The following is a 12,376-nucleotide window of genomic DNA, read 5'->3' as shown; positions in this document are numbered from 1 at the left end:
GGGACAGTGCTTACTTCAGGATTAACGAAAAAAAGCGCGAGTGCAGGGGGGATTTCCCCATGACTCGCGCTTTTTGGTTCATCTCGCCCATTTGAGGATGTTATGGGCAAGCAAAAGCTAACCGATAAGGGCACGGTACTAGCAGGCACCTAAGGAGGCGTACCGAAAGTCTGCCAACCGCGATTGGTCTCAGGCTTCCCCCATAAAGGGGATTTTATATGCCCTTTTGTATCAACTTACGCGTAAACGAGTCAAACAGTTCTTTCATCGTGAGTAGTTCGTAGTTCTTGTCCTCGGTTAGTTGATTTCGAATGTATTCGGCAATCACTGTCTTGTTTCGCCCTACGGTATCCACATTGTAGCCTCTACACCAAAATTGCCAATTCCTATAATGGTACTTTATATAAGGTTTCCTGAACCCCCGATCAAACTGGGGGTTTTCTTGGTTTTCTCCATATCCAACGGAAATCGGCATCGAGCCGTAAGGTTTATTCCAGAAGCCCTGCCTCCCGGGCTTTTTGCACCGCTTCCTCCCGGTTGCGAACCCCCAGCTTCAGATAGACCGATGACGCATAGTTTCTAACCGTACCATCAGATAAATACAATTTGGAGGCAATGGTTTTATATCGCAGTCCTTTCGACACGGACTGTAAAATTTCAAGCTCCCGTGGAGTTAAATCATAGGTCGCGGCCACTTGAGTTGTCGACGGATCTTCCCCGCTCTTGGCGGATTCCAGCTGTGCAAACAATTTGTGCGACATCTCCTGATCGATCAGCGTGCCTCCGCGATAGACCGTGCGTATTGTTTCGGCGAGCTCTATCGGCTTCATCGACTTCAATAAGTATCCGTCCGCTCCGCTTCGCAGCGCTTCCAGAGCCTGTCCAGTATCTTCGAACGTGGTGAGAACTAAGATGCGGATGTGGGGCCACGTTTGTTTTATGATACGGGATGCGGAGATTCCGTCCAGGTTCGGCATGTCCAAATCCATGAGCACCAGCTGAGGCTGAACCTGCCTGCACAGCTCGATGGCTTGCTTGCCATCTTCTGCCACCCCTACGACTTGCAAATCTTGCTGCTCCTCGAGAAGAGTCCGCAGACTTTCACGGATAAAAGGCTGGTCATCGACGACCAACAGACGGATGACATCATCCTTAAGCTCCGTTTGTCGTGGCAGGGTGCAGGTAACGAGGGTGCCTTCGCCCGGTTGGGTATAGACGCCAACATGACCTTGCAAATTCATCGCTCGCTCTTTCATGGCGTTCAAGCCGAAGCCATCCCGTCCATGTTCCATCCCGCGGCCGTTATCTTGAATTTCCAGCCTCGTCTGCTGAGGCTCGAATTGCACCAAAACCGTAATCTCCGTCGAGTGTCCATGACGCACGGCATTCGTCAATGATTCTTGCAAGCAGCGATACAGCGCTATCTTCGCTTGCTTCGTTACAGGGTATTCCTCCCCGAAGGCCTGGAAACGAACCGACACCTTAGCATGCTCCTGAAACTCCTCTGCCAGCTTCCGCAAAGACTGAAGCAGTGGGAGTTCTTCATGCGGCGATTCGATTTGATGCACATAGCCTCTCACTTCATCCATATTCTGGCGGGCCAGGTTCAATAGGGAATCGAGCCGTTTCGTTCCTGTATCCGTTTCTAGCTCAGGGCGCAAGGTCTCCAACCCCATAATGAGGGAAGTGTACGCATGACCGACAGTATCATGGAGCTCTTTGGAGAGCCGATTCCGCTCTTCGGCCAGCGTGATGCGCTCGATTTGGGACAAGTACTGCTCCAGCACCGCATTTTGCTCGCGTATAATTTCGCTTTGACGATGATTGACCATCAATAAATGGAAGGAAAATCCGAATGCATAAGCCGTCCCGAATTGAATGGTCATAACCCAAAAATCACTCTGCTCTGCAAGCAGCTTAATTATAGCGGGTAGGAGCAATATTGATAAAGGACCTGACCAAAGATATGTTCTTTGTTTGCTGTTAGCGGCAATTAAAAATGCATACAATAGGAATGTGAGGTAGGCTTCTGGAAAAAATGAAGCTAAATACAAGCAAAGCCCGCCCGGGATCACAATCTCGGTAAGCAGGTAGTATCTATAATTGAGCTGCAAGCACAGCCAGGGAACGGAAAAAGCAATAAGCTGCCAAAACACAAGAACCCAAAGCGGCAGCGTGAAATGAGCTTGCCGCTCTATGATAGTGAGCAGGAGAGAAGTACTGCAAATCAGGCGGATCGTAAGCATGAACCAGTCGTACCAGAACCACTGCTTTACCATATCGAACAAAACCATCAACCCCTAAGAACTATCAGTATGACATTACGTAACTATTATAGAGCAGACCATCATCCAACAATACTTTTAAATCCAGACCGGGACATTCCGGCTACCGGTTCACACTCTTGATCATAAGACGGGTGTAGCCTCCTAGCATGCGCGTGAAGCTGTTCGCAAGCCTGTAGCTCACCATAGTGAATATGACTCCTGAGGCCGAAACCAATACGGATTTTATCACAGTATCTACAAGTACACCCATAAAATAATAATTAAATAGCGGAAAGAGGAGCGGGGTCGCAATCATCGCGAGTGGAGTTATATAAAGCAAGGCCGCACTAATTAGGCTTAAAATCCCCACCGGAAGCTTCAGCATCAGCCAGCCGATAGCAATCCAGTTGCGCCGATTTAGCAGCTCCTTCCTTGCTTGAAGCCAGATAGAGGCATCGGTGTTTATTGGTTTAACGTAAAGCTCTGTGGTAATATCCGTATAGATCTTGGTCTGTATGCGTTCAAATTGCAGGAAGGCGTATGTAGTTCGCAAAATGCGAGTAATCAGAGGAACACCCACGACGGTAAACGAAAGACTCAAGCCTAATGTAAGAGCGACCAGATAAAAGCAAAAGTAAAACAATCCGGTAGCGAAAGTAAGCAGTAGGAAATAGCCATTTTGAATAAAGCTGACGACGGTTCTTGTCATCAAAGAGCCCACATCCTTTACAAGTAGTAGTCGTATCCTACGGCTCTTGATGTCAAATCGGCCAGTGCCATAATGTCATATGACACAAGGCGAAAGCGGTCTGCAAACCTAATGAGGAAAAACAACTGTTTCTTCGCCATTTTTTAAATATCGCATAGTAATGGTAATCGTCTTTGCAGAGTCAAGCGGCTTTTGATCCAATCCCTCTGCGATGCATGAGAAGACACAAAGCATGGTTTCCGGTAAGGAGAGCTGATTTCTGCCTAAAATTTTATTTTTGAGAATCAAGAATAAACATAGATGCATCTTGTCCCATGAATATTTTACTTCCGTTAAGGTTGATTATTTAACGATATCTCGTCTCTTTTTAAGCGATAAAGCATATTTCGAGAAATTTTCCATGGCAAATATGGATATAAGCGACAATGCTATCAGGAATCGTAACGTTGAAGCTAATGACCTTCGAGCCTCTTTTTCAGCTGCTTATTTAGGCCGCTACGTATTGAAAAATATAAGAATTAAGGAAAGTGATAACCGTATTTCTCTAGCACTTAACACCTCACGCATTAATAAACTAGGAAAAAAGGTCACGTTCCATGAATATGTTGGCTGGTTACAAGAAATTATTAATAAGATCCAAAACTTTGTTTTAGCTGATTCATTTCTTGATAGCTTCTCAACACCTTTAAAAACCAGGGAAATTTTTCCTTTATTACGCCCCTCTAGTGTTTTATTTCATTTTAATGACCTTCTAACTGAACTTGAAACTGACTCTCTTGAATCAGTTGAATATCGTTACAATAAAGATCGTAGAAGAAATATAAATTTGCAGGAGGTCTTAAAAAAATTTGAATCTTATTTCATTATAGAGAATAAACAAATAAGTGATAAAAAAATTACTCATAATGTTCAGAACCCATATGATAAAAATATCACTATAAAAAAAAATATTAGTTCTATTACAATTAGTTCACCCAGACTCAAAAAAATCATTCTAAAATTCACTGATCAAGAAATCAGTTTGCTAGATTATATAAACAGAAATCAAAACTTTATCATTACATTCACCGAAGTTGATGTTATATATACCAGTAAGCGTCTATTAAAGATACTAGGCTTCTAGGAAATTTAGATTCATTTTTAGAAGTATTTGAAGCATACAAAGATCTAGAAAATGTTACATCCGAAAAGGGTAAAAAAGAAGATTACACTAAAGAGAGTAATTCTTTCAGTTCTAACTCCATATTTAACTTTATAGAAACTAATTTGGCGTATGATTCGGATTACTTATTTTGTGATGACCTTGGTAACGAATTTGCTGATTATATATCTGTAAGAAATCCTACAAGCATTTCTTTCTACCATGCAAAATACTCAACCTCTCAGATGTCAGCATCAGCCTTTCATGAAGTTGTCGGACAAGCCTTGAAAAATATCGGAAATATGAATATTAATATTTCTCAGTTAAATGCAAAAAAGATGAGATGGTCATCATATTACAACGATACAAAGATAGCTCTAAAGCGGATTGGGGATACAGTGGAAAATGGTGCTTCATGTTATTTAAAAGCATTAAATCACCCAAATTCCTTAAATCATATATACCTTGTCGTAAATTATTTATCAAAAGCTGAGTTAACTGAAGAGTTAAATAAACTAAAAAACAAAATTTCTACTCGTTCTCAAGTTATTCAGTTATTCTGGCTGCTATCCTCATTTATATCTATGTGTAAAGAATTGGGTATTCAGGCACATATAATATGCAAACCATAATTTTGAAAAACCTTTAGTTTGCTAACAAAAATTTCGCCCTACTTATGATAAGGTTCACCGTAACGGGGCTATCGGCGAAAAATAAAAAGGGAGCTGTCGCGTCGTGACAGCTGCAATTAATTAACCTAACGCTACTTCTCCTGCTCCTTTATCACCTGCTCAATCCCCAACAGAATCAGCTTCAAGCCGAACTCGAACGCCCCGTCGGTCCCCATCAGATCGAACAGCCCGTTCGTGAACATCCTCCGAAACAGTCCCGCATCCGTCTCGCTCATGGAGTTCAGAAGGCGAATCATCTCCTCACCCGGATGCGCTTCCTGGTTCTTAAGGATGGCGGAGACATTGCGCTCATGCTGATAATCGTCTAGAACGAAATAGAAGACATAGTTCACAAGCGTAGTAACCACTTGCATTTTCTGCTCTTGCTCAAGCGGCGTCGATTCCACGCAGAGCAGCATACGGTTGGTGAACCGGATGATGTCCGGTTCGTGGGGCAGCGTCATCATCATGAGCTGCGTGGAGCAGGGATATCGGCTGAGCACGCTCCGTACCGTTACCGCAAGCACCGTCAGTTGCTCCTTCCAGTCCCCCTCGGAATGGAACTCCTCCAGAATCATTCTCGATACCTGGTTGGCCAGACGCTGGTAGAGATGCTGTTTGCTCTTGAAGTACCAGTACAGAGAGGGAGCCTGAATCCCTAACCTGTCGGCCAATCGTCTCATGCTGAATTTCTCGATGCCCTCCTCTCCAAGAAGCTCCCACGAGGTTTCCAAAATCTTATCCTCCGAAATCTGAGGCTGCTGCTTTTTCATTGTCATCCGCCCTTTTATCTAACAGTGTAAGTTTATGCTTTACAGGTTCATAGGTTCATGATATCATCTAACACTGTAAGGTTCAATCTAACGGTGTTAGACTAATAACTAAAATAATGAAGAAAGCGGTGATCCAACATGGATGCAGAAAACCTCTATTACTTTGAAAAAGCACCGGTCGCAAAAGCCGTAGCTCACTTCGCTGTACCGATGATGCTAGGCACGTCAATGAATGTTATATATTCCATCTTAAATGCCTATTTCCTTGGTACACTTCACAATACTGCTATGTTAACCGCACTCGCACTAACCCTGCCGTTATTCGCAATCATAATGGCGCTAGGCAACTTGATTGGCATGGGCAGCGGTACATTCGTCTCCCGTTTGCTAGGAGAGAAAAAATATGATGATGTAAAGCATGTGTCTTCATTCGCCTTTTACAGCAGTTTAGTTCTCGGTCTTATCGTGATGGCCATGGGTCTCCCGTTGATCAATCCAATCGTTCATAGCCTGGGGGCAACGTCTGACTCCTTCGGATTCACGAAGGACTATGTCACGATTATGCTTATTGGCTCACCATTCGTCGTATTATTCTTCACGCTGGAGAATATCGTGCGTTCGGAGGGTGCAGCAATCACGTCGATGATCGGTATGATTCTCAGTGTTGTTATAAATATTATTCTCGACGCGTTAGTCATCTTCGTGCTCCATTGGGACGTGATCGGCGTTGCGTCTGCTACGGTCATTTCTAACTTGATTGCGAGTGCATTCTACGCCTTCCATATGGGATATAAGAGCCAATTCTTAACTGTCTCCGTAAAATGGTTCAAGGCTACCAAGGACATTCTGAGCAATGTATTCAAAATCGGAGTTCCCGTCTTTATTATGAGTATCTTTTTGGGTGCAATGTCGCTCATCTTTAACCATTTTCTTGTCGAATATGGGGATCAGGCCGTAGCGGCTTACGGAATTTCATCACGTTTATTGCAATTTCCTGAGTTTATTCTGATGGGCTTATGCGAGGGAGTCGTGCCGTTGATTGCCTTCTCTTTCACAGCGAATAGATTACGCATGAAGAATACCATTGGATTTACGATCAAAGTGATTGTGGCGTTAGCAGTCGTATTCGGCATCGTCGTCTATTTGATTTCCGACCACTTAATTGGTTTATTTACAAATGACTCGCAATTAATTGAAATGGGCAGCTACATTCTACATGTGACGTTCCTATCCTTGTTCATTACAGGAATGACCACATTGTTTACCGGGATCTTCCAAGCAACAGCGCAAGGAACTGCCGCGTTTATTATGTCAATTATTCAAGGAATTACTCTGATTCCTGTGTTGTTTATCGCCAATCAAATGAACGGCTTCCACGGGGTGGTCTGGTCGCTTGTCATTGCGGATGCGGTCGCATTCCTTGTTGGTGCCATCATGGTGTATGTTTTGCGGAACAAATTGCATCCAGAATTGGATAGGTTAGTACAGTAGAAAACATATAACACCCAAGAAGGCCGGATAAGGGCACTCCCGATCCTGCCTTCTTTAGATACATGGACGGGGAATAGGCTATTGTCATTTCCGCGCCCTTGAGCGGCTAAAGCCAACAATTTCACCCTACTTGTGGTACGGTTCACCGTATCTATTGATAGGGTAAAATAAATACACTAAAAAGTCGAGAGCCTAACATAGATTAGGTTATCGACTTTTTAATATACCAGTTCTTTTATTTATAGCCTGCTACTTGCGCAGTATTCCCGACCTCTTTGGTTTTCCAATGATTTGTTGTTTAAACTCCATTCTGGAATCGTCTTCGTTGCATAAAAAATCCCCTCTATTGATTCTGCATCCAGCTTACTACGTTAAGTAAACCTAGACTCAAATTAAATTTCGGGGCTTAAAAGGATTCATAATTATCATGTTCAGATGGATTTATTGAAAGATTACTTTAAGCTTCCACAATGTACATTGTCACTAGATCAATAACAAAGTATATTAAAACTGTTTAATTTGATTAATATGTTCGTCCTTTAATAAGGTATTCTGATAATTATGATATTGCTTAATATAATTCCTTAAAATTAATTTCTCTGTTGCGTCCGCTGTATCTTCTAATAGAAATAAATATAATGCTTGATAAATTGAATTACTGATTAACTCTTTATCAGAAAATAATAATTTTGTTCTAGATAGATCAGGAACTATATTATTGTTAATTATATTCACAAATAGCTTCGCTTTATTTAAGTATTTAAGTATTGCACATTTTTTCACACTTATATTACTATCTTCGACGAAAACATTTCTTACATATATCGATGTTTCTATACTTCCACCTCTAGCTGATATTTGAAGATATTTATCTACTCCATCTATCCCAAAGAAATTAAACTTGTATATTGATATATACGTACCAGAAGAATTATCATGATAATAATCATCAAATTTATCTAGATCGTCAAATTCCAAACCTGATATAATTTCATTATCCTTTATAAGGTCACCTTTATAATTGGGTAGTTTTAAATTGGGTGAGATTGCTATATCAATATCCCCATCTTGGTAATTATCTCTGTAATGTTGTTCGATATCGTCGATATGTTGCTCAATTTCTATTAATTCATCCAAATCATTAGAATCATTAACAACCATAAATGAAATATAGTTCATTATATTGTTGCTTATATAATCTTTAATTAGTACATTTTCTTTTGTAGCATCATGCACTTGTTTTCCATTATAAGCAAAATCAACTCTCCCTGATTTTAATTCATTCAAGTATTTAATAAAAGGAGATTCTACTGTTTTAGAAAGATATAATTTCGCATCAATTTCTTTTAAATATCTCGATAAATCTATGACTGTTTCGGTTTTCATAGTTTCGGTTTTTACTTCTGACAGGATTCCATTTGCGTCGATATAAATCTTACATTCATTTTCTATAAAGTTTCCATTAATATAATTATAAACTTCCTTATCATCCTTAAATACTTTAAAGAATTCCGTGTAATCTAAAATTATTTCAGTTCCTTTAAAGTCAAGCTTCTTAAGTTCTTTAATCGATACGTATTCATTATCTTTATGCACATCGACCTCAAGTAACTTATCTTCACGATATCCTTTTGTTCTAATGGTTATAGTATTGCTTAACATAAATCCTGTTAGAAAACCGATTCCATACTTTCCAATCGACTTATAATTGTATTCACTCAGTAAATACTCTTCAGAATTAAAATAAGAGGAGCCTACCGTTAAAAAATGATTTTTCAGTTCATAGATATTCATTCCTTTACCATTGTCCTTAATTTTAACGATATTATTTTTTTCATCTAGAATAATGTAAATTTTAGGTTGATAATCTTCATATTTTGTATCCTCGCTTCTCATCTTGATTTCTTTCAATATTAAACATGCATCTAAAGAATTTTGTATTAACTCTCTCAAACCGGATTTTTTATCTCCGTATAGATTTTCACCTATTAACAATCCCAATGTATTTTGATAATTCATTTCAAATCTTAAATCAACAAATGAATACCCTTCTGAAGTAATGTTATTTTTAACACTATGATAAATATTCAATCTATGGAATTGGTCAAACTCTTTAGTAATTTCAATAGAATTTATTATCTCATGGTTTATCCAATCAATGTAACGCAAAACTTTTCTGTAGATATTAGGATTTTTGCATTTTCCATAAAAACAAATGGACTTTTCACCTATAGAATTAGCCGTTATCTTGTCAGAATTGTCTATTATAAAGTGTTGTTGCCATTCTTCTTTGCTGTAACCTTTAGGATTAATAGCAGTGTATAGCCTGTAAGGTGTTCTCAAACTATCAAAGTCTAATATATCACCCAATCTTAATAGAAGCGCATAAAATTGAGGTTTAAGTTTAAAATCACCAATTATATAATCACTTTGTAAGTTGTTTTTAACCCAAAAAATATCTTGAGTATGTGCTCTACATATTTGCGCTACTATTTCCGCAAAAGATTTATTTGGCATTTCAGGAATCAGTAGCTTATTTTGTAAGTTTGCCATTATAAAATTTGAAGATCTCTCAGCATGAACTTTTCTAATGTATTCTTGTAGGGCTTCATTTTCATTTCCATCGAACTTTTTTAGTAACGATGTATATTTAATTTCTTTATAATTAATTTCTTCTGTTTTAATTTTATGAATTTCCTCATCTGAAGCAGCCATACCAATATCATGCAGCAAGGCAGATAAAATCAATATTGAAATTTCTAATTCATTCAATTCCTTTATATTAGGAATAAGTTTGTAGATGTGTCCCATAATTCTAGTTGAATGACCAACATCATGTTGAGTATAGCTAGGAAAAACTTGAGCTATGCGGTGGTTTAACAATGATTCTATATCACTATAAACATCTAATATAATGTGAAAAAATCGGGAACCTCGATTTTCTAATTCTTTCATCAATAAAGTTTCTCGTACCATATTCCCACCCCTTTTATCTTTGAAAACAATTATTTAAGTATAAAGTCTTATTAAGAGCACATATAAAACTCACTTAATCATTTCATAAAATCCCCATATTTTCTCATTGTATCATAAAAAGAAAAAAATTTATCTTAGTTCAATAAATACCCCATCTCAGCAATGATATTCTTCGTACTTCACTCCATACAACTCTCTGCACACAATTATTACACTTAACAAATCGTTTCGCCCTACTTGTGGTACGGTTCCCCCCGATTAATCTTCACCGCCCGATAAATCTGTTCCACCAGCACCAATCGCATCAGTTGATGCGGCAAAGTCATCCTTCCGAAGCTCAGCTTCTGCTGGGCGCGGCGGAGGACTTCGTCAGAGAGACCATGACTGCCGCCAATGACGAAGACAACATGGCTTGTACCGTAGGTGCCGAGCTTGTCCAATTCCTCTGCGAGTTCTTCCGAGCTCCACAGTTTGCCGTCGATGGCGAGCACAATGACATGTGCTTCACTTTTCACATGGGCAAGAATACGCTCGCCCTCTCGCTCCTTGACCTGTCGGACTTCCGCCTCGCTCAGTGTGTCAGGAGCCTTTTCATCGGCTACCTCGATCATTTGAAACTTGATGTATGGCCCCAGCCGTTTAGCGTATTCCTGAATTCCCATGACCAAATATTTCTCTTTTAACTTCCCCACACCTATAAGTTGAATAAACAAATTCCATACCCCTATCTATGTCGAATGATAATGTAAAATCGCATTTACGATCCCTAACATAAAAAGATTACCTTTAACATAGTTATTTTAGCACCTGAAACGTCTCTTACCTATCTATTTCCTCTCTGTTACGAGCATATTCCCTGTTCAGATCATAGCGGATCATTCATTTACGCTCTTCACAATGAAATGCCTATCCGTTTCGTATTCATCAAGATACTGCATTAGCATCTGTCGATATTGACTGATTCGTCCCGCTGTCGCTGACTCACGCAGTGATTCAAACAATGCTGTACATTTCTTAAATTGACCATCATTACCCGACTGTTCAGCTAGTTGCATCGCCTGCAAAGTAAGCCCTACCGCTTCCTGTGGTCTACCGTACTTCCGATAGTACAAAGCCAAATGATAGCAGTAGCTATAATAGTAAGAGATATGTTCTCTGCGTCTTCATAACTCCCGAATTCATCAATCTGCTCTGCAAACGTATGTAAAATATCTCCTACATCCAAATGATACATAAGCGCTGCCTGTAATATGGTATTCAGCCCCGGTAATATTTCCTCTAGATTATCCTGCAAAAAGGCTACATATTCCTCGACAAGCTCTATATTTCCAGACAAAATATCTACTGCATATAAATTAGTTTTGGCTAAAAACCTGAATTCCTCAACAACCTGATTGTCTTCTTCCTTTAAATCCTCCATCCACCCCAGCTCAGTATACTTATAGATGCACTCCCTTGCCTGCTCATATGCACCCTGGTTCTGGTGAGCCATTCCACACATCAGGTGACTGAGTCCAAAATAATATACCAGCGGGCGCTCTAACTTGACATCCGGGATGGGTAATTTCATTGCTTTATGATACTGCCGTTCTTCACAGATACGCTGTACACATTGGTACAAAATATCCGCCGTCTCCATCACCTTTTTCCAATTCTCAAAAGCCACAGCCATCTCTAACATCTCAACAATGATGTCCGGTTTGAGTGATTTCAGGATAGAAGTTCGCAAAGAGGGTTCCTCCCTTAAAATGACTAGAATAAAAAGCACTCGCTCTTAATATATTCCTTTGTGAAACTCCAAATAAGTAGTACAATAAATTTAATATAGTACTTAATCGCAGTTTTTTCAATATATTTTACCGCCTTTATGTCTCTGCTAATTACATCGATACTCTCCTAACCTTTAGGAGAGGTGGTTAATATGACAAAATTACGGAATTCGGTTGGAGAAAGAATTAGAACGATTCGGAAGGCTAAGGGATTAACACAGCAACAACTTGCGGAACTTTCAGGATTGGATGATGCATATATCGGATCGGTAGAGCGTGGTGAAAGAAACTTTTCTATTGATACCTTGGAGAAAGTGTTAACTGCCTTAAACGTGTCTATCAGTGAATTAATGTTTTCCAAAGAACATATGACTAAAGACGAAACTATTCGGCAAGAGGCGATAGATGAGTTTGTAGCATTGACCAGCAGATTGAATGAAGAGCAAATCGGGATTCTCAGACGAGTTAGTAAAGAAGTTTCACGTGCGTTCGATTAAGGCCATTCCGCCCCGGAAAAACTTGATGACAACCAAAAAAAGAGCACCGCACAGGTGCCCTTCAAATCTTTTTATAAAAAAT

Annotated in this window: 9 protein-coding genes and 1 pseudogene; 4 read left to right on the top strand and 6 right to left on the bottom strand. The window is 39.7% G+C overall.

Annotation, left to right across the window (positions count from 1 at the left end; translation table 11 throughout):
* Positions 1 to 488: 488 nt before the first annotated feature.
* Together L696_RS0100120 and L696_RS0100115 are read right to left on the bottom strand one after the other, a co-directional pair.
* Positions 489 to 2,288: a helix-turn-helix transcriptional regulator gene (locus L696_RS0100120; RefSeq protein ID WP_025681834.1), complete on the bottom strand. Its 1,800-nt coding sequence runs from the start codon at positions 2,286 to 2,288 to the stop codon at positions 489 to 491.
* 100 nt (positions 2,289 to 2,388) lie between these two features.
* The gene (locus L696_RS0100115) at positions 2,389 to 2,976 is read right to left on the bottom strand and encodes a sensor domain-containing protein (RefSeq protein ID WP_025681833.1); all 588 of its coding nucleotides are present in this window, start codon (positions 2,974 to 2,976) and stop codon (positions 2,389 to 2,391) included.
* A 400-nt stretch (positions 2,977 to 3,376) separates the two neighbouring features.
* Here L696_RS0100115 and L696_RS0100110 point away from each other — a divergent pair, with 400 nt between their 5' ends.
* On the top strand, positions 3,377 to 4,099 hold the full coding sequence (locus L696_RS0100110) for a hypothetical protein (protein ID WP_155985274.1): 723 nt from the start codon (positions 3,377 to 3,379) through the stop codon (positions 4,097 to 4,099).
* Positions 4,100 to 4,242: 143 nt separating this feature from the next.
* A complete protein-coding gene (locus L696_RS30100; RefSeq protein ID WP_155985273.1) occupies positions 4,243 to 4,749 on the top strand; it encodes a hypothetical protein in 507 nt (168 codons plus the stop codon).
* 131 nt (positions 4,750 to 4,880) lie between these two features.
* On the opposite strand, the gene L696_RS0100105 is transcribed toward L696_RS30100, so the two are convergent.
* Positions 4,881 to 5,561 carry a TetR/AcrR family transcriptional regulator gene (locus L696_RS0100105; protein WP_025681831.1) on the bottom strand — a complete coding sequence of 227 codons (681 nt, stop codon included), beginning with the start codon at positions 5,559 to 5,561 and terminating at the stop codon, positions 4,881 to 4,883.
* 138 nt (positions 5,562 to 5,699) lie between these two features.
* On the opposite strand from L696_RS0100105, the gene L696_RS0100100 reads away from it, so the two are divergent.
* The gene (locus tag L696_RS0100100) at positions 5,700 to 7,052 is read left to right on the top strand and encodes an MATE family efflux transporter (RefSeq protein ID WP_025681830.1); all 1,353 of its coding nucleotides are present in this window, start codon (positions 5,700 to 5,702) and stop codon (positions 7,050 to 7,052) included.
* Positions 7,053 to 7,556: 504 nt separating this feature from the next.
* Here L696_RS0100100 and L696_RS0100095 read toward each other — a convergent pair.
* The 3 genes and pseudogenes from L696_RS0100095 to L696_RS0100085 form a co-directional block, all read right to left on the bottom strand.
* Positions 7,557 to 10,028, bottom strand: a complete 2,472-nt coding sequence (locus L696_RS0100095; RefSeq protein WP_025681829.1) for an HD domain-containing protein — start codon at positions 10,026 to 10,028, stop codon at positions 7,557 to 7,559.
* A gap of 233 nt (positions 10,029 to 10,261) precedes the next feature.
* Positions 10,262 to 10,741 carry a 23S rRNA (pseudouridine(1915)-N(3))-methyltransferase RlmH gene (gene rlmH, locus L696_RS0100090; RefSeq protein ID WP_013312768.1) on the bottom strand — a complete coding sequence of 160 codons (480 nt, stop codon included), beginning with the start codon at positions 10,739 to 10,741 and terminating at the stop codon, positions 10,262 to 10,264.
* Positions 10,742 to 10,903: 162 nt separating this feature from the next.
* Positions 10,904 to 11,757, bottom strand: a pseudogene (locus L696_RS0100085) (DNA-binding protein).
* 192 nt (positions 11,758 to 11,949) lie between these two features.
* Here L696_RS0100085 and L696_RS0100080 point away from each other — a divergent pair.
* Positions 11,950 to 12,294: a helix-turn-helix domain-containing protein gene (locus tag L696_RS0100080; RefSeq protein ID WP_025681828.1), complete on the top strand. Its 345-nt coding sequence runs from the start codon at positions 11,950 to 11,952 to the stop codon at positions 12,292 to 12,294.
* Positions 12,295 to 12,376: the final 82 nt, after the last annotated feature.

Origin of the sequence: Paenibacillus maysiensis, from assembly GCF_000520815.1 — a bacterium.
Classification (GTDB): Bacteria; Bacillota; Bacilli; order Paenibacillales; family Paenibacillaceae; genus Paenibacillus; species Paenibacillus maysiensis.
Note: the sequence above shows the minus strand (reverse complement) of the source record. Positions and strands in the feature narration are given on the sequence as shown.